This window comes from Curtobacterium sp. PhB128, assembly GCF_004340725.1.
Taxonomy (GTDB): domain Bacteria; phylum Actinomycetota; class Actinomycetes; order Actinomycetales; family Microbacteriaceae; genus Curtobacterium.
This window is the reverse complement of the sequence record NZ_SLUR01000001.1, coordinates 795495-813234: the sequence shown is the minus strand read 5'-3', so window position 1 is coordinate 813234 and position 17740 is coordinate 795495. Positions and strand designations below refer to the sequence as shown.

The window sequence follows — 17740 nt, the reverse complement described above, 5'->3', positions numbered from 1 at the left end:
GACGCTGGACGGGCCTCCCGGCTTGTATCGTTGACGTCCGTGACCACCGAGCAGCACGCCGAGGACCCGAACGCCTACGACTTCCGTCGTATCCAGGAGAAGTGGCAGCCCCGCTGGGAAGAGCTCGGGCTCTTCACCACCGACCTGGACGACACGCGTCCGCGCAAGTACATCCTCGAGATGTTCCCGTACCCGTCCGGCGACCTCCACATGGGGCACGCCGAGAACTGGGCCCTCGGCGACTTCGTGGCGCGCTACTGGCGCCAGCAGGGCTTCAACGTCCTGCACCCCATCGGCTGGGACTCCTTCGGCCTGCCCGCCGAGAACGCCGCGATCAAGCGCGGGGTGGACCCGAAGGACTGGACCTACGCGAACATCGCGCAGCAGAAGGCGTCCTTCAAGCGCTACGCGCCGTCGTTCGACTGGAGCACCGAGATCCACACCTCGGACCCCGAGTACTACAAGTGGAACCAGTGGCTGTTCCTGAAGATGTACGAGAAGGGCCTGGCGTACCGCAAGGACAGCTGGGTCAACTGGGACCCGGTGGACCAGACCGTGCTCGCGAACGAGCAGGTCCTGCCCGACGGCACCTCGGACCGCTCCGGCGCCGTCGTCGTCAAGAAGAAGCTCACGCAGTGGTACTTCAAGATCACGGAGTACGCCGACCGCCTGCTCGACGACCTCAACCAGCTCGAGGGACGGTGGCCCGCCAAGGTCATCGCGCAGCAGCGCAACTGGATCGGCCGGTCGGTCGGCGCCGACGTCGACTTCGTCATCGAGGGCCGTGACGAGCCCGTCACGGTTTTCACGACGCGCCCCGACACGATCCACGGCGTGACGTTCCTGGTCGTTGCACCGGACTCGGACCTGGCGGCGTCGCTGGTCGCTTCTGCGTCCTCCTCCGTCCGTGCGGACTTCGATGCCTACCTCGTCGCCACGCAGAAGACGTCGGAGATCGACCGGCAGAACGCGGACCGCCCGAAGACCGGTGTGCCGCTCGGCCGTTTCGCGATCCACCCGCTGACGGGGGAGCGCCTGCCCATCTGGGCCGCCGACTACGTGCTGGCCGACTACGGTCACGGCGCCGTCATGGCCGTCCCGGCGCACGACCAGCGCGACCTCGACTTCGCCCGGGCGTTCGACCTGCCCGTGAAGGTCGTCGTCGACACCAACGCCGCGGTCACCGGAGCGATCCCGGTGATCACCGAGGACACCGAGCTGCCCGACCTCAACCCCGCCACCACGGGCGAGGCACTGACGGGTCAGGGCCGGATGATGAACTCCGGCCCCCTCGACGGCATGTCGAAGCAGCACGCGATCACCGCCGCGATCTCCCTGCTCGAGGAGCGCGGGACCGGTCGCGCCGCCAAGACCTACCGCCTGCGCGACTGGCTCATCTCGCGCCAGCGCTTCTGGGGCACGCCGATCCCGATCATCCACGGCGCCGACGGCAGCGAGCACCCCGTGCCGCTCGACCAGCTGCCGGTGCGGCTGCCCGACACCGAGGGGCTCGACCTCAAGCCCAAGGGCACCTCGCCGCTCGGCGGAGCGACCGACTGGGTCAACGTCCCGAACCCCGTCGACGGTACGCCCGCGCTCCGTGACACCGACACGATGGACACCTTCGTCGACTCGTCGTGGTACTTCCTGCGCTTCCTGGCGGCGAACGACGACACCCAGGCGTTCGACCCCGCCGTCGCTCGCAAGTGGGCGCCGGTCGACCAGTACATCGGCGGCATCGAGCACGCGATCCTGCACCTGCTGTACGCGCGCTTCGTCACCAAGGTGCTCTTCGACCTCGGTTACCTCGACTTCACCGAGCCGTTCTCGGCACTGCTCAACCAGGGCATGGTGCTGTCCGGCGGCTCGAAGATGTCGAAGTCCAAGGGCGGCGTCTCGCTCGGCGACGAGCTCGACGCGAACGGCGTCGACGCGATCCGCCTGGTGATGGGCTTCGCCGGCCCGCCCGAGGACGACATCAACTGGGAGGACGTCTCGCCGTCCGCCTCGGCACGCTTCCTGGCCCGCGCCTACCGCCTGGCGACCGACGTCACGTCGACCCCCGACGTCGTCTGGGCCGAGGGCGACCGCGCCCTGCGCCAGGTGACGCACCGGTTCCTGGCCGATGCGCCGGGCCTGATGGAGTCGTTCAAGTTCAACGTCGTGATCGCGCGGCTCATGGACCTGGTCAACGTGACCCGCAAGGCGATCGACAGCGGCCCCGGTGCCGCCGACCCCGCCGTGCGCGAAGCCGTCGAGACCGTCACGCTCGGCCTCGCCGTGTTCGCGCCGTACACCGGCGAGGAGATGTGGGAGCAGCTCGGGTACGAGGCCACCGTCGCGCTGCACGGTTGGCGGAAGGCCGACCCGACGCTGCTGGTGCAGGAGACCCTCACCGCCGTCGTGCAGGTGAACGGCAAGGTGCGCGACTCGTTCGAGGTGTCGAAGTCGATCGAGCCGTCCGAGCTCGAGGCCCTCGCCCGTGCCTCAGCGAACGTGCAGCGGTACATCGGTGACCGCGAGATCGTGAAGGTCATCGTGCGGGCGCCGAAGCTCGTGAACATCGCCATCAAGGGGTAGCCCTCGGGCGGCGCGGCCGTCCACGGGGTGGGCGTCTGGCCGTCCACAGGGTGAGCGTCTGGCCGTCCACAGGGTGGGCGTCCGACGCACCTGTCCACAGACCAGCATTCCGGAGCCCGGCCGATCGGCCGGGCTCCGTAGCGTTCGGGGCATGTCGTCGCCCTCGTCACCGGACCCTCGGTCAGTGGACGGCGCGCCCGCATCGGGACGCGTGCTCTGGTCGCGACTGGTGCTGTCGCCGCGGGCCGCGGTGGTGCTGGCCGGGGTCGTTGTGGCTGTGGCGCTGGTGGTGGTCCTGGTCGGGTCGCTGACGGGCCGTGGTGGTGCAGGGGCGGGCGGGGTCGTCGTCAGTGGTGCGCCCACCGCCGGCGCGCCGACTGCCGGGGTGCCGACCGCCGGTGCGCCCACCGCCGGGGTGCCGACCGCTGGGTCTGGTGCGGCGCGCGTGGTGGTGCACGTGCTCGGAGCGGTCGAGCGCGACGGCGTGGTGCGCCTGCCGCCGTCGAGCCGGGTCACCGACGCGATCGAGCGGGCCGGCGGCGCGACGGCGGACGCGGACCTCGACCGACTGAACCTGGCGCGGGTCCTGACCGACGGCGAGCGGCTGTACGTGCCCCGCGTGGGCGAGGACGAGGTGCCAGCGGCGCTCGATCCGGTCGACGGCGGTGCGGCCGCGGCGGGCAGCAGCGGGGACGGCAGTACGGGTGCCGCGGGTGCCTCGGGAACCGGCGCCGACTCCGTCGTCGACCTGAACAGCGCCGACCAGGCTGCGCTCGAGACCCTGCCCGGCATCGGCCCGGGGTTGGCCGGCCGGATCCTCGCCTGGCGCGACGAACACGGCCGGTTCACCGCGGTCGAGGACCTGCTCGACGTCAGCGGCATCGGCGACGTCCGGTTCGCGGAGCTGCGTGACCGCGTGCGGGTCTGAGCCGTGCCCCTGCAGCTGCGACCCAGTGCGACGGACCTGCGGGTGGCGGTGCCGGTGGCGATCGCCTGGATCGTGACGACCGTGCTCGTCGGGGGACCGGCGGCAGCCCCCGTGGTCGGGATCGTGGGCGCCGTGCTGGCCGTGCTGGCCGGAGGGAGCGCGATCGTCGCTGGTCGTCGTCGACCGGGCCGTCATTGCCCGACCGTGATGGCCTGCGCCGGCCAGGTGCTCGTCGCAGCAGGGCTGACCGCGCTGCTGGCGGTCTCGGTCACCGTGGGGGAGACCCGCCGTGCACCGGAGCCGCTCCGGGCTCTCGCCTCCGGCTCGGGAGCCGTCCCGTTCGACGCGGTCCTGTCGCGCGACCTGGGCCCGGGTGACCGATCCGTGCTCACGACGCTCGAGCGCGCCGACAGCCTGGGCGCGCTCCGGGCACCGGTCCGGCTCGTCCCGGCGGGTGACGACCACGACAGGGTGCTGGCCGCGGGCACGCGGGTGACCGGCACCGGGACCCTCGAACCCGACGCCCCCGGAGCCGCGACCGCGTTCGTGCTCTTCGTCCGGGGTGCGCCGACCACTGAGCCTCCCGGCGGACTGCTCGGAGTGACCGACGCCGCTCGCCAGGCCTTCGTCCGCGCGACGGCCGGCCTGCCCGACCCGGGGGCCGCGCTCCTGCGCGGCCTGGCGATCGGTGACCGTTCCGGCCTCGACCCGGAGACCGAGGCGGCCATGGAGACGTCGGCGCTGACCCACCTGACCGCGGTGTCCGGGTCGAACTGCGCCGTGGTGGTCGGCCTGGTGGTGGTGGTCGGGCGGCTCTGCGGTGCTCCCCGTGGCATCCGGGCTGCGTCGGCCGTCGCCGTCCTGCTCGCCTTCGTGGTGCTCGTCCGGCCCGACCCGTCGATCGTCCGGGCCACGGTGATGGCGGTCGTCGTGCTGGTCGTGCACCTGTCCGGCCGCCCCGTGCGCGGTGTGCCGCTCGTCGCACTGGCCGCGATCGGCATGCTCGTGGTGGACCCCTGGTTCGCGCGATCGTTCGGGTTCGCGCTGTCCGTGCTCGCCACGACCGGCATCGTGGTGCTCGGACCACCGCTCACAACGCTGTTCGCCCGACGGCTGTGGAACCCGGCGGCCGCCGCCCTCGCCGTGCCGGTGGCGGCACAGGTCGCCTGCTGGCCCGTGACGATCCCGCTGTCCGCGGCGCTGCCGACCTACGCGGTGCCGGCGAACCTGCTCGCCGAGCCCCTGGCACCGATCGTCACCGTCGTCGGCCTCGGCGCGTGTCTGCTCGCGCCGGTCTGGCCGTGGGGCGGGTCGGTGCTCGCAGCCGTCGCCTGGGCCCCCGCGTCGGCGGTCGGTGGCATCGCCCACGGCGCAGCGCTCCTGCCGTACGCGTCGGCGCCGTGGCCGGGTGGGACCGTCGGGGTGGTCGGCGCAGTGGTCGTGAGCACGTGCCTCGCGGTCGCCGTGCTGAGCACGCCGACGGTGCGGAGCCGCTTGCTGCTCGTCGCAGGAGTCGTCGTGGTGGTCGGTGTCGCCGCCGTCGCGGTGCCCGTGCTGGTCGTGCGCGGTACCGTCCCGCGCGACTGGGCGGTCGCGGCGTGCGACGTCGGACAGGGCGACGCCGTGCTGGTCCGGGGCGGCGACAGCACGGCCCTGATCGACACCGGGGACGACCCGGACCGCCTCCGGGCCTGCCTCGACCTGCTGCGGGTCCGCCGGATCGACCTGCTCGTCCTCACGCACTTCGACCGCGACCACGTCGGGGCGGTCGACGAGGTCGCGGGCATCGTCGACACGGCGCTCGTCGGACCCGTCGGCCGTGCGTCGGACAGCCGCGTCGTGCAGGACCTGCAGCGCGGTGGCGTCGACGTCCGGCAGGCCGACGACCGGGTGTCCGGCGTGCTCGGGCCGCTCGGTTGGCGCGTGGTGTGGCCGCGCGCGGGCAGCCCGGACGCCGGCAACGACGCGAGCATCGTGCTCGTGACCGAGCCGCCGCCAGGTGCCGACTGCCCGACGTGCCTGTCCGGGGTGTTCCTCGGCGACCTGGGGGAGACCGCGCAGCGTCGGGTCCGCTCCGGCAGTGCGCTGCCAACAGGCCCCGTCGACGTCGTGAAGGTCTCGCACCACGGTTCGGCCGACCAGGACCCGCTGCTGTACCGGCAGCTCGCGGCCCGCGTCGGACTCGTCGGCGTCGGCGCGGACAACACCTACGGCCACCCGACACGGTCGGCGCTGTCGATGCTCGCATCGTCCGGGACCGCCGCGTACCGGACCGACGAACTCGGCACCGTCGTGGTGGGTCGGGCGGCCACCGACGACCTGCGGGTGTGGACGGAGCACACGCCGTCGGTGGCCGCCCGTAGGATCGTCGGAGCACTCGTCGCACCGGCACCGTCCGGGTCGGCACCACCGGAAGGACCGCATGCCCGCCAAGAAGCCCGCGCGCGCCGCAGCGAAGATCGACCAGGTCCCCTGGTCGGGGATCCGCCCGGCCCCGGTCGTGCTCGTCACCGGGCCCGAGGCGTTCCTGGCGGACCGGGCCAGCAGCGTGCTCAAGGACCTGCTCGTGGGCGAGGACCCGGCGCTCGAGGTGCACGACCTCGAGGCCGACCAGTACGCTCCCGGGCTGCTCGCGACCCTCGCCAGCCCGTCGTTGTTCGGCGAGCCGCGGCTCGTGCGGGTCACCAACGTCGAGAAGTGCACCGACGCCTTCATCACCGAGACCATCTCGTACCTGCAGGCCCCGGCCGACGACGTCACCCTGGTGCTCCGTCACGGCGGCGGGGTGCGTGGCAAGAAGCTGCTCGACACGATCCGCAGCGGGGTCGGCGGTGGGGTCGAGGTCCTGTGCGACGAGCTCAAGCGCGAGACCGACCGCATCGACTTCGTGAACGCCGAGTTCCGCGCCGCTCGACGCAAGATCGCGCCGTCGGCGGTCCGCACCCTCGTGGTCGCCTTCGCGGACGACCTGGCTGAGCTCGCCGCCGCGTGTCGGCAGCTCCTGGCGGACGAAGCGCAGGAGATCACCGACAAGGTCGTCGACAAGTACTACGGCGGTCGCGTCGAGACGAACGCGTTCAAGGTGGCCGACATCGCCCTGGCCGGACGGTCCGCTCCGGCGATCGTCGAGTTGCGGCACGCGCTGGCGACGGGCGAAGCACCGGTGCCGATCGTCGCGGCGTTCGCGAGCAAGATCCGCACGATGGCGAAGGTCAGCGCGTTCCGCGGGCCGAGCGGTCAGGCGGCGTCGGCGCTCGGCATGGCCCCGTGGCAGGTGCAGCGCGCGCAGCGTGACGTCGCCTCGTGGAGTGAGACGGGTCTCGCGAACGCGATCACGAGCATCGCTGAGGCGGACACCGCGGTGAAGGGCGGCTCGCGCGACGCGCACTACGCACTCGAGGTCATGGTCCGCACCATCGCCCGACGCGGCGAGGCGCGCTGAGGCGACCCGCGCCTCCCGGTCGTCGCACGCTCGCGCGCCCACACCCGCGCACTTGGTGAGCAGAAATGGTCGAGTGCCGACCGGCCACTCGACCATTTCTGCTCACGAAGCGTGCGGCCCGCCGCCGCCACCCCGCCGCCCACGCCACCCCGACGCCCAACACACCCCCGCACACGACGAAGGCCCCACACCGTTCGGTGCGGGGCCTTCGTGCGGCGCTCAGGAGATCAGAGCGACGCAACCTTCTTCGCGATGGCCGACTTGCGGTTCGCGGCCTGGTTGCGGTGGATGACACCCTTGCTCACGGCCTTGTCGAGCTTCTTCGACGCGGTGGCCAGGGCGGCAACGGCCTTGTCCTTGTCGCCAGCGGCAACGGCGTCGTTGGTGTGACGGATGAACGTCTTCAGCTCCGACTTGTAGGCCTTGTTGCGCTCGGTGGCCTTGAGGTTGGTCTTGATGCGCTTGATCTGCGACTTGATGTTCGCCATGTGTAGCTCCTGCTTCGTCTCGTACGGGTGGGCGCGACCGCGGGGTAGAGGGGCCCTCGGTCGCATCGCGTTCCACCCGTGGGCGGGGAACGCGCAAGCCAGCCACCAACATTACCAGGCGAACGGCCCGCCACCAAAGCACGAAACACCGCTGGATCGGCGTGATCTCGCGGCAACACGCACCGGATACGGTGTCGGGCATGCCATCCCTCGCTCCTCGGATCGACACCGTGCCCGCCTCCGGCATCCGGAGGGTCTTCGAGCAGGCAGCGCTGCTGCAGTCCGCCGGCACCCCGGTCACGATGCTCGTGATCGGCGAACCGGACGTGCCCGTGGCACCGCACATCGGTGACGCGGCCCGCCGCGCGTGGACCGAGGACCGCACCGACTACACGCCGAACGGCGGCATCGCACCCCTGCGCGAGGCGATCCGCGACAAGCTCCGCCGCGAGAACCGCATCGAGGCCGACCTCGAACAGATCTGGATGACGATCGGTGCGACGCAGGCCCTGTTCCAGGCGATGACGCTGACGCTGAGCCCCGGCGACGAGGTCCTGGTGCCGGATCCTGGTTACACGACCTTCACGATGAACGCGCACATCCTCGGGGCCACGCCGGTGCCGTACCGGCTCGAACCGCAGCACGGGTTCGAACCCGACCTCGATGCACTCGAGGCGAGCGTCACCGAGCGCACGCGCGTGCTCGTGGTGAACTCGCCGTCGAACCCGCTCGGCTCGGTGTTCGGCGAGGACACCCTCCGCGCGCTGCTCTCCTTCGCGAAGCGGCACGACCTGTGGGTGATCAGCGACGAGGTCTACGAGTACTTCACCTACGGCACCCGCCACGTCAGCCTGGCTGCGCTCGACGAGGACGACCGGGTGTTCTCCGCGTTCTCGCTGAGCAAGACCTACGCGATGACGGGGGTCCGGGTGGGGTACCTCGTCACGCCGAAGGGCCTCGGCGCGACGATGCGCACCACGCAGGAGGCGATGATCAGCTGCGTCGCCGAGCCCGACCAGTACGCGGCGCTGGCGGCGATCGTGGGGGACCACTCCGCGGTCCGCGACGCCCGCGAGCACTACCGGGCGAACCTCGAGGTCGCGAAGGAGGTCCTCGACGCCGCCGGCATCCGGTACCTCGACCCGCGCGGCGCCTTCTACCTCTGGGTCGACGTGTCGCACGCCTCCGACGGCGACGTCGCGGCGTGGGCGCTCGGCCTCCTGCAGCGCGAGGCCGTCGCGGTCGCGCCCGGCAGCGCGTTCGGCCGCACCGGCGAGGGCTGGATCCGCGTCTGCCTGGCCGCCACTCCCGACGACCTGCGGCGCGGGCTGGGCGCGTTGCCGGCGCCGGCGCACGCTTCCGTCTGACGGCGGCGACCGTCCGGACCGGGGCGGGTGACGCACGGGAGGCCCGCCCCGCGTTCCGCATCGCACGTCGCGCAGCCGCGCCGTGCCTCCAGAGCGGGTGAAGCATGGGAGACTGGGCCGACCGTCCGACCCACCTGAGGAACCGTGAGCCCACAAGCATCCGCTCCGCTCGAGCCCGCCGCGACCCCGGCCGGCGCGATCCGCAACTTCTGCATCATCGCGCACATCGACCACGGCAAGTCCACGCTGGCCGACCGCATGCTGCAGATGACCGGCGTCGTCGAGGAGCGCGCGATGCGCGCGCAGTACCTCGACCGCATGGACATCGAGCGCGAGCGCGGCATCACGATCAAGTCGCAGGCCGTCCGCATGCCGTGGGAGCTCGACGGTGAGACCTTCGCGCTCAACATGATCGACACCCCCGGGCACGTCGACTTCTCGTACGAGGTCTCCCGTTCCCTTGCGGCGTGCGAGGGCGCGATCCTGCTCGTCGACGCCGCCCAGGGCATCGAGGCGCAGACGCTGGCGAACCTGTACCTGGCGCTCGAGAACGACCTCGAGATCATCCCGGTCCTCAACAAGATCGACCTGCCGGCAGCAGAACCCGAGAAGTACGCGGCCGAGCTCGCGCAGCTCATCGGCGGCAAGCCGGAGGACGTCCTGCGCGTCTCCGGCAAGACCGGCGTCGGTGTCCCCGAGCTCCTCGACCTGGTGGTCCGGCGTGTGCCGGCACCGGTCGGCGACGTCGAGGCCGCGCCCCGCGCGATGATCTTCGACTCGGTCTACGACAGCTACCGCGGCGTGGTCACGTACATCCGGATGATCGACGGCTCGATCAAGCCGCGCGAGAAGGTCCAGATGATGTCGACCAAGTCGACGCACGAGATCCTCGAGATCGGGGTGTCGAGCCCCGAGCCGATCCCGACGAAGGGGCTCTCCGTCGGCGAGGTCGGCTACCTCATCACCGGCGTGAAGGACGTCCGCCAGTCCAAGGTCGGCGACACCGTCACGAGCGCGCAGAAGCCCGCGACCGAGGCCCTGCCCGGCTACACGGACCCGAAGCCGATGGTGTTCTCGGGCCTGTACCCGATCGACGGGTCGGACTACCCGGACCTCCGCGACGCGCTCGACAAGCTCAAGCTCTCCGACGCAGCGCTGGTCTACGAGCCCGAGACGTCCGTGGCGCTCGGCTTCGGCTTCCGCTGCGGGTTCCTCGGCCTGCTGCACCTCGAGATCATCACCGAGCGGCTCTCGCGCGAGTTCGGCCTCGACCTCATCACGACCGCGCCCAGCGTGATCTACGAGGTCACGAACGAGGACAACTCCGTGACCGAGGTCACGAACCCGTCCGAGTTCCCCGGCGGCCGCATCGTCGAGGTCCGCGAGCCCATGGTCCGCGCGGCGATCCTCGCCCCGAAGGACTACGTCGGCGCGATCATGGAGCTGTGCCAGTCGCGTCGCGGCTCGTTGCTCGGCATGGAGTACCTCGGCGAGGACCGCGTCGAGATCCGCTACGAGATGCCCCTCGGCGAGATCGTGTTCGACTTCTTCGACCAGCTGAAGAGCAAGACGCAGGGCTACGCCTCGCTCGACTACGAGCCCATCGGCGACCAGGCGGCCGACCTCGTCAAGGTCGACATCCTGCTGCAGGGCGACCAGGTCGACGCGTTCAGCGCGATCGTGCACCGCGACAAGGCCTACGCCTACGGCACGCTGATGACCGAGCGGCTGCGCAAGCTCATCCCGCGCCAGCAGTTCGAGGTCCCGATCCAGGCGGCCATCGGCGCGCGGATCATCGCTCGCGAGAGCATCCGCGCGATGCGCAAGGACGTCCTGGCGAAGTGCTACGGCGGTGACATCACCCGCAAGCGCAAGCTCCTCGAGAAGCAGAAGGAGGGCAAGAAGCGCATGAAGACCATCGGTCGGGTCGAGGTCCCGCAGGAAGCCTTCATCGCAGCGCTCTCCGGCGACGTGGAAGAGAAGAAGAAGTAGCGCGCGTCGCGCCGGGTTCCGACATTTCGCGCTGAGCGACACCGCACGCGCCGGGGCGGCCGTGAAGTGTCGCTGGGCGCGAGAGTTCGCCCGGGCCGGTCGGCGCCGGCAGCCGCGGTCGGGCGCCGTCAGCGGAGGCGCGCGGCGCGGGTCCGCAAGGCGGCCAGGCAGAGGGCCGGGAGGCTCGCGGCGGCCAGTCCCGCCAGTGCGGTCCGCAGGATGACCAGCCCGGCGGCCGCACCGAAGTCCGTCTGCTGGGTCGCGGCGATCCCGGATACGACGGCGCCGAGGGCCAGGGCGATCGTCACGGCGCCGAGCCACTGCGGCATCCGCGTGGCCCGGTGCCGCCGCACGGCGGACACGAGGCTGGCGCCGAACAGCAGGACCCCGGCTCCGGCGCAGCACGCACCGACCGCGGCGATCGCGTTCGCGGTGTCGAAGGTGTCCCACTGCGCGGCCCACACGGTGACGTACCGCGTCGACGAGCCGATGCTCGCCGTCGTCGCGTCGACGAGGACACGCGCGAGTGCGGCGGCGCCGAAGGCGACGAGCGTGAGCGCGGCGAGCGTCGCGGTCCGACGGTCGACGGACCGCCAGGGCGCGGGGGTGGAGCGGGGCACGCTGCAACGATAGGGGCGGGGCGGGCGGGTGTCGGGCCTCCAGTTCGGGGTGCACGCGAACCGGACGACGCGACCTGAGCCGTGATCGGTTCGATCCGACGGGGCAGGCGCAAGTAGGCTGACGGCATGAGCATCCGCGGGAGCTACCGGACCGCCCTGACCTATGGCGCGGTGGGGGCGACCCAGGCGTCGGACCTCATGACGTACCCGCCCGAAGGGTTCACCCCCACCGAGTCGCGTGCCCGGATCGGGCACGGCGACCAGCGGTTCGAGACCGCGGTGACGCAGGCCCTGACGTGGCAGATCCAGGAGCGCAGCGGCATCCGCGTGCGCGTCGAGGAACAGCCCGACGACGACGAGGTCCGGTACAACCCGGTGACGTTCGACGACGACGGCGTCCCGATCGCCCCGGCCTCGATCGGCACGCCCCGGGTCGAGAAGTTCGCGCCGGACGGCACCCCGCTGGTGACCGCCGGCACGTCGGCGACGCTCACGATGCACGCCTTCGGGCGGACCGTGCAGGCGCCCGTGCGGGTCGTGTCGATCATCGACGAGCACGACCGCAAGGGCTTCGCGTACGGCACGCTCGAGGGGCACCCGCTCTCCGGCGAGGAGTCGTTCGTCGTCGAGCGCACGTCGGACGGTTCCGTGTGGCTGCAGATCCGGCAGTTCTCGCAGCCGTCGAGCCGGAAGTGGCAGTTCGTCGCGCCGCTGCTGCGTCGGCAGCAGAAGGTGATGGCGGAGCAGTACCTGGTGGCGCTGCGGGGCGACTAGCGGCGAGCGCGTGCTTGCGAGCGCTTGCGTGCGCGTGCGGGCGCTTGCGGGCGCTTGCGGGCGCTTGCGTGCGCGTGCGGGCGCTTGCGGGCGCTTGCGGGCGCTTGCGCGCCGGGTCAGCGCAGCGGCGGCAACGCCGCGATGGCGTCCTCGATCAGCGCGGCGTCGACCCGGCAGTCCCGCGCGACCGTGACCGCGTTGGTGACCCGCAGCGCCTCGACGTCGAACACCCCGGTGGCGACCGCCAGGAAGGGGATGCCGGCGGCGTCCGCGGCCTCGCCGTCACGCGGGGTGTCGCCGACGATCACGGCACGGGTGCCGGCGAGCTCCGCCGCCGCGCGGGTGGTGACGTCCGCGCGCTCCACCTCGGTGTCGCCGAAGTAGGAGTGGTCCCAGTCGAACAGGCCCTCGTCGAACCCGGCACCGGACAGCTTGACGCGGGCGCGGTACTCGGAGTTGCCGGTGAGCAGGCCGTTCCGCCACCCGAGCTCGGCGAAGCGGGTGAGCAGTGCGGTGGCACCAGGGACGGGGGACCGGTGGTCACCCGAGGCGTGCCGCTCGGCGGTGAGGTCGCGCAGGTGGCCGCTGACCGTCGGGATGATCGTGTCCTCGAACGCGTGCGCACGGACGTGCTCGGCGATGAGTCCGGCATCGGTCCGACCGTGCTGGTGCCCGACGCGCAGGGTGAGGTCGCGGCCGACCGCACGCTCGAGCGCGAGGTGGTAGAGGTTGCCCGGGGACGACGCGTTCATCACGAGGGTGCCGTCGATGTCCCACAGGACCGTGGTGGGGACGGGGTGGTGCTCCATGCGTCCATCATGACGGACAATGGACTCCATGCCGAGTGCTCTCCCGATCGCCGATCCGGCACCCGCTGACGGACTGATCGTGCCGCGAGCCGCGGCGGGCTCCGCCGCCGGTACCGACCCGGCGGCCGTGCCGTTCGGGGTCTACGTCCACGTGCCGTTCTGCCGGGTGCGCTGCGGCTACTGCGACTTCAACACGTACACGGCGTCCGAGCTCCGCGGCGTGCGCCGCGACGACTACGCCGGCCACGCCGTGCGGGAGATCGAGTGGGCCGCGACCGTGCTCGACCGCTCCGGCGTCCCGCGTCGGCCGGTGTCGACCGTGTTCTTCGGCGGCGGGACCCCGACGATGCTGCCGGCGTCCGACCTGGCGATGATCCTGCGGGCCATCGACGACACGTGGGGGATCCTGCCCGGCGCCGAGGTCACGACCGAGGCGAACCCGGACTCGGTCGACGCGTCCTCGTTGCAGACACTGCGCGAGGGCGGGTTCAACCGGATCAGCTACGGCATGCAGTCCGCGGTCCCGCACGTCCTCGCGACCCTCGACCGCACGCACGACCCGTTGCGTGTGCCGGTCGTCGTCGACCTCGCGAAGCAGCAGGGCCTCGACGTCTCCCTCGACCTCATCTACTCGACACCGGGGGAGTCCCTCGACGACTGGCGCACCTCGCTCGACGCCGCGCTGGCCTGCGAGCCCGACCACGTGTCGGCGTACTCGCTCATCGTCGAGGACGGCACCGCGATGGGCCGCATGGTGGCGCGCGGGGAGCTCCCGGCCCCCGACGACGACCTGGCCGCCGACATGTACGAGCTCGCCGACCAGGTGCTCGGGGACGCCGGGTACTCCTGGTACGAGGTGTCGAACTGGGCGCGCGGCGACGCGCACGCGAGTCGCCACAACCTGTCGTACTGGAAGGGCCACGACTGGTGGGGTGTCGGCCCCGGCGCCCACTCCGCGGTCGCCGGCACGCGCTGGTGGAACGTGAAGCACCCGGCCGCGTACGCGAACCGGGTGCTGTCCGGCGAGTCGCCGGCCGCCGGGCGCGAGGTCATCGACGACGAGACCCGCTACGTCGAGCGCCTGCTCCTCGCCGCGCGGGTCCGCGGGGAGCTCGCGACGAGCGAGATCCGCCAGGAGGCCCGTGGCCGGGTCGCGGGACTCATCGCACGGGGTCTCGTGGACGGGTCGGCCGCGGTGCGGGGACGCATCGACCTGACCCTGCAGGGTCGCCTGCTGGCCGACGCGGTGGTGCGGGAGCTGCTGGACTGACGCTGCTCGCTACTGCTTGATGAACTCGATCGACAGGGGGTAGCGGTAGAACTGGCCCCGGTTCGCCGCGACGGCCGCCAGGATGCCGAAGACGACGGTCAGGACGGCGACGATCGGGAACAGCACCAGTCCGATGACCACGACGCTCAGCACGCCGCACGCGACGTACGCGATCGCCACGGTGATGTGGAAGTTCAGTGCGACCCGGGTGTGCTCGCGGATGAAGCCGCCGCGGTCGCGCAGCACCAGGTACGCCACGAGCGGGGCGACGAAGTTGAAGAAGATCCCGCCGATGTGCGTCAGCGTGGCCCAGAGGCGCTGGTCCTCCGGGCTCATCGGCTGCGGCGGCGTGTACCCGCTGGGGTACTGGGGCCCGTTGGGGTTCTGCGGGCCACCGGGCTGCTGTCCGTAGGTCATGCCGGAAGCGTATCGGGGGTGCAGTCGTGCGGGCGTAGGATCAGCAGTCGACACGTCCGAGTGCCAGGTCGACCAGGAAGGAGCGCTCGTGGTCAGTGAACGCAGCCTCGAGGTCCTGAAGGCCATCGTGCGCGACTACGTGGCGTCGCGCGAACCGGTCGGCTCCAAGACGATCGTCGAACGGCACGCGTTCGGCGTCAGCGCCGCCACGATCCGCAACGACATGGCCCTGCTCGAGGACGAGCAGCTCATCGTCGCGCCGCACACCTCGTCCGGGCGCGTCCCGACCGACAAGGGCTACCGGCTGTTCGTCGACCACCTGGCCGCGGCGCGGCCGCTGACGAGCGCCCAGCGGCACGCCATCGAGACCTTCCTCGGCGCCCCGAACGACCTCGACGAGGTCCTCGGCCGCACCGTGCGCCTGCTCAGCCAGCTCACGAACCAGGTCGCCCTGGTGCAGTACCCCTCGATGGTGCGCGCCCGGGTGCAGCACGTCGAGCTGGTGCGCCTCGGCGACGCCCGGCTCATGGTCGTGCTCATCACCGACACCGCCCGGGTCGAACAACGCGTCGTCGAGACCGACGTCGCGCTCGACGAGCCGCTGCTGACCGAACTCCGCACCGTGCTGAACGGCGCGGCCGTGGGGCTCCTGCTGCAGGACGTGCCCACCGCGCTCCGTGCGGTGCCGCAACAGCTTCGGCCCGACGCCCAGGCGCTCGGCGGGGTCGTCGTGGCGACCCTCATCGAGCAGGTCGCGGCGAACCGTCAGGACCGCCTGGTGATGGCCGGCGCCGCGAACCTGGCGAAGAGCGAACAGGACTTCTCCGGCGGCCTCTTCCCGGTGCTCGAAGCGATCGAGGAACAAGTCACCCTGCTCCGGTTGTTCGGGGAGATGCAGGTGGACGACATCGCGGTGGCGGCCAGCATCGGCGTCGAGAACGCCGAGTACGGGCTCGACGCGACGAGCATCGTCGCCGGCGGGTACCTCGCCGGTGGCGGCGAGGTGGCACGCCTGGGTGTCCTGGGACCGACCCGGATGGACTACGGCACGAACATGGCTGCCGTCCGGGCCGTCGCACGGTACCTGTCCAAGCTCCTGGGCGAACACTGATCGACTGCAACACCGACCGACCGACCGAACACAACCGACTGAGGGATACGTGGCAGACCACTACGACGTCCTCGGCGTCCAGCGAGACGCCTCCGATGCCGACATCAAGAAGGCCTACCGCCGCCTGGCGCGTGAGCTCCACCCGGACGTGAACCCTGCCCCAGAGGCAGCCGAGCGGTTCAAGGACGTCACGCACGCGTACGACGTCCTGAGCGACCCGGAGCAGCGGCGCCGGTACGACGCCGGGCCCCAGGCCGACAGCCCCTTCGGTGGCGGTGCCGGCGGGTTCAGCGACATCTTCGACGCCTTCTTCGGTGGCGGTGGCGGTGGCGGTGGCGGCAGGGGCAGTGGTCCCCGCAGCCGTGCCGAGCGCGGGCAGGACGCCCTGCTCCGCATCGACGTCGACCTCGACGAGGTCGTCTTCGGCACCCACAAGGACGTCGAGGTCGACACCGCCGTCCTGTGCGAGACCTGTCACGGGTCGTGCTGCGCACCCGGCACCAGCCCGCGCACCTGCGACATCTGCGGCGGTTCCGGCAACATCCAGCGCCAGGTCCGCTCGCTGCTGGGCAACGTCGTGACGAGCGCCCCGTGCGGCACCTGCCGCGGCTACGGCACCGTCATCCCGAGCCCCTGCCCGACCTGCCAGGGTCAGGGTCGCGTCCGCGCCCGTCGCACCGTGCCGGTCGACGTCCCCGCCGGCGTCGACTCGGGCCTGCGCCTGCAGATGCCCGGCCAGGGCGAGGTCGGCCCCGCCGGTGGCCCCTCCGGCGACCTGTACCTGGAGATCCGGGTGCGGCACGACGACGTCTTCAGCCGCGACGGTGACGACCTGCTCGCCACCCTCGAGGTCGCGATGACCGACGCCGTGCTCGGCACCACCACGACGATCGACGGACTCGACGGGCCCGTCGAGCTCGAGATCCGTCCGGGGGTGCAGAGCGCGGACGTCCTGGTGATCAAGGACCGCGGCATCACGAAGCTGCGCGGGAGCGGCCGCGGCGACCTCCGGGTCGGCGTGCAGGTCGTCACCCCGACGAAGCTGTCGCACAAGGAACGCCAGCTCGTCGAGCAGCTCGCGAAGTCGCACAAGGCGTCGGCGCCGCAGCTCGCCCGGTTCCAGCAGGGCATGTTCGGCAAGCTCCGCGACCGCTTCTTCAACTTCTGATGGCATCGCTCTACGTCGTGGAGTCGCTCGACGGGGTCGCCGTCGGTGGCTCCGTGACGCTCGACGGGGCAGAGGGGCGGCACGCCGTGACCGTCTCGCGCGTGCGGGTCGGTGAGACGCTGCGGCTCTCGGACGGACGGGGGACCGTCGTGTCCGGTGCGGTGGACTCCGTCGACCGCGACTCGCTGGTGCTGTCCGTGGCATCGCTGTCCGTCGACCCGCTGCCGGTCCCGTCGCTGACGCTCGTGCAGGCCCTCGCCAAGGGCGGCCGCGACGAGATGGCGGTGCAGGCGTCGACGGAGATCGGCGTGGACCGGATCGTGCCGTGGTCCGCCGCGCGCAGCGTCTCCCGGTGGGAGGGCCCGAAGGTCGAGAAGGGCCGATCGCGGTGGACGGCCATCGCGCACGAGGCCGCGAAGCAGGCGATCCGGTCGCGGGTGCCCGAGGTCGGGCCGCTCGTCACGACGGCGCAGCTCGTCCCCGCGCTCGGTGCCGGTGCTGCGGTGCTCGTGCTCGACCCCACCGCGACCGTGCGGCTCGCGACCTGGGAACCGACGGCGGACCTCGACGAGATCGCCCTCGTGGTGGGGCCGGAGGGCGGCATCGACGGCTCCGAGCTCGACCGGCTCGAGGCCGCGGGAGCGATCAGGGTCCGGCTCGGCGACAGCGTGCTGCGGACCTCGACCGCCGGTCCCGCGGCACTCGCGATCCTGCAGGCCGGACTCGGGCGCTGGTGAGGGAAGGCCCGAGGTCGGTCCTGCGTTCTACGATGGA

The 17740-nt window shown here is 71.7% G+C and carries 14 protein-coding genes and 1 pseudogene; 11 read left to right on the top strand and 4 right to left on the bottom strand.

Annotation, left to right across the window (positions count from 1 at the left end; genetic code table 11):
- Positions 1-39: 39 nt before the first annotated feature.
- The 4 genes and pseudogenes from leuS to holA all read left to right on the top strand — a co-directional run bounded on the left by leuS (position 40) and on the right by holA (position 6950).
- The gene (gene leuS, locus EDF23_RS03710) at positions 40-2580 is read left to right on the top strand and encodes a leucine--tRNA ligase (RefSeq protein WP_123938283.1); all 2541 of its coding nucleotides are present in this window, start codon (positions 40-42) and stop codon (positions 2578-2580) included.
- A gap of 184 nt (positions 2581-2764) precedes the next feature.
- On the top strand, positions 2765-3508 hold the full coding sequence (locus tag EDF23_RS03705) for a helix-hairpin-helix domain-containing protein (RefSeq protein ID WP_243648795.1): 744 nt from the start codon (positions 2765-2767) through the stop codon (positions 3506-3508).
- Between the two features lie 207 nt (positions 3509-3715).
- A pseudogene (locus EDF23_RS19705) lies at positions 3716-5311 on the top strand (ComEC/Rec2 family competence protein); the annotation flags it as partial.
- 619 nt (positions 5312-5930) lie between these two features.
- Complete coding sequence (gene holA / locus EDF23_RS19535) at positions 5931-6950, top strand: DNA polymerase III subunit delta (RefSeq protein WP_123292542.1); 1020 nt, start codon at positions 5931-5933, stop codon at positions 6948-6950.
- Positions 6951-7177: 227 nt separating this feature from the next.
- On the opposite strand, the gene rpsT is transcribed toward holA, so the two are convergent.
- Positions 7178-7438 (bottom strand): 30S ribosomal protein S20, encoded by a 261-nt coding sequence (gene rpsT, locus EDF23_RS03690; protein WP_111085752.1) that lies wholly within the window; start codon positions 7436-7438, stop codon positions 7178-7180.
- A 200-nt stretch (positions 7439-7638) separates the two neighbouring features.
- Between rpsT and EDF23_RS03685 the strand changes: the two genes are divergently transcribed.
- Together EDF23_RS03685 and lepA are read left to right on the top strand one after the other, a co-directional pair.
- Positions 7639-8805 (top strand): aminotransferase class I/II-fold pyridoxal phosphate-dependent enzyme, encoded by a 1167-nt coding sequence (locus tag EDF23_RS03685; RefSeq protein ID WP_131920536.1) that lies wholly within the window; start codon positions 7639-7641, stop codon positions 8803-8805.
- A 144-nt stretch (positions 8806-8949) separates the two neighbouring features.
- Positions 8950-10797 (top strand): translation elongation factor 4, encoded by a 1848-nt coding sequence (lepA, locus tag EDF23_RS03680; protein WP_123292544.1) that lies wholly within the window; start codon positions 8950-8952, stop codon positions 10795-10797.
- Between the two features lie 128 nt (positions 10798-10925).
- On the opposite strand, the gene EDF23_RS03675 is transcribed toward lepA, so the two are convergent.
- Positions 10926-11417: a hypothetical protein gene (locus EDF23_RS03675; protein WP_131920535.1), complete on the bottom strand. Its 492-nt coding sequence runs from the start codon at positions 11415-11417 to the stop codon at positions 10926-10928.
- Between the two features lie 126 nt (positions 11418-11543).
- On the opposite strand from EDF23_RS03675, the gene EDF23_RS03670 reads away from it, so the two are divergent.
- Positions 11544-12191: a DUF1990 domain-containing protein gene (locus EDF23_RS03670; protein ID WP_131920533.1), complete on the top strand. Its 648-nt coding sequence runs from the start codon at positions 11544-11546 to the stop codon at positions 12189-12191.
- A 116-nt stretch (positions 12192-12307) separates the two neighbouring features.
- Here EDF23_RS03670 and EDF23_RS03665 read toward each other — a convergent pair whose 3' ends face one another.
- Positions 12308-13000: an HAD family hydrolase gene (locus EDF23_RS03665; RefSeq protein WP_165900989.1), complete on the bottom strand. Its 693-nt coding sequence runs from the start codon at positions 12998-13000 to the stop codon at positions 12308-12310.
- A gap of 28 nt (positions 13001-13028) precedes the next feature.
- Here EDF23_RS03665 and hemW point away from each other — a divergent pair, with 28 nt between their 5' ends.
- Positions 13029-14270, top strand: a complete 1242-nt coding sequence (hemW, locus tag EDF23_RS03660) for a radical SAM family heme chaperone HemW (RefSeq protein WP_131920530.1) — start codon at positions 13029-13031, stop codon at positions 14268-14270.
- A gap of 9 nt (positions 14271-14279) precedes the next feature.
- On the opposite strand, the gene EDF23_RS03655 is transcribed toward hemW, so the two are convergent.
- Positions 14280-14687 (bottom strand): DUF4870 domain-containing protein, encoded by a 408-nt coding sequence (locus tag EDF23_RS03655; protein ID WP_243648794.1) that lies wholly within the window; start codon positions 14685-14687, stop codon positions 14280-14282.
- A gap of 88 nt (positions 14688-14775) precedes the next feature.
- On the opposite strand from EDF23_RS03655, the gene hrcA reads away from it, so the two are divergent.
- The 3 genes from hrcA to EDF23_RS03640 are packed head-to-tail and all read left to right on the top strand — an operon-like array spanning position 14776 to position 17703.
- Positions 14776-15798 (top strand): heat-inducible transcriptional repressor HrcA, encoded by a 1023-nt coding sequence (gene hrcA, locus EDF23_RS03650; protein WP_123340397.1) that lies wholly within the window; start codon positions 14776-14778, stop codon positions 15796-15798.
- A gap of 49 nt (positions 15799-15847) precedes the next feature.
- Positions 15848-16966 (top strand): molecular chaperone DnaJ, encoded by a 1119-nt coding sequence (dnaJ, locus tag EDF23_RS03645; RefSeq protein WP_131920528.1) that lies wholly within the window; start codon positions 15848-15850, stop codon positions 16964-16966.
- Positions 16966-17703, top strand: a complete 738-nt coding sequence (locus EDF23_RS03640) for a 16S rRNA (uracil(1498)-N(3))-methyltransferase (RefSeq protein ID WP_131920526.1) — start codon at positions 16966-16968, stop codon at positions 17701-17703. Before dnaJ ends, EDF23_RS03640 begins: the two co-directional genes overlap by 1 nt.
- The last annotated feature ends 37 nt before the right edge of the window (positions 17704-17740 follow it).

Coding starts and splice junctions, on each gene's coding strand:
- holA (WP_123292542.1), top strand. CDS start 5,931: ATGCCCGCCAAGAAGCCCGCGCGCGCCGCAGCGAAGATCGACCAGGTC.
- rpsT (WP_111085752.1), bottom strand. CDS start 7,438: ATGGCGAACATCAAGTCGCAGATCAAGCGCATCAAGACCAACCTCAAG.
- EDF23_RS03685 (WP_131920536.1), top strand. CDS start 7,639: ATGCCATCCCTCGCTCCTCGGATCGACACCGTGCCCGCCTCCGGCATC.
- EDF23_RS03670 (WP_131920533.1), top strand. CDS start 11,544: ATGAGCATCCGCGGGAGCTACCGGACCGCCCTGACCTATGGCGCGGTG.
- EDF23_RS03665 (WP_165900989.1), bottom strand. CDS start 13,000: ATGGAGCACCACCCCGTCCCCACCACGGTCCTGTGGGACATCGACGGC.
- hemW (WP_131920530.1), top strand. CDS start 13,029: ATGCCGAGTGCTCTCCCGATCGCCGATCCGGCACCCGCTGACGGACTG.
- EDF23_RS03655 (WP_243648794.1), bottom strand. CDS start 14,687: ATGACCTACGGACAGCAGCCCGGTGGCCCGCAGAACCCCAACGGGCCC.
- EDF23_RS03640 (WP_131920526.1), top strand. CDS start 16,966: ATGGCATCGCTCTACGTCGTGGAGTCGCTCGACGGGGTCGCCGTCGGT.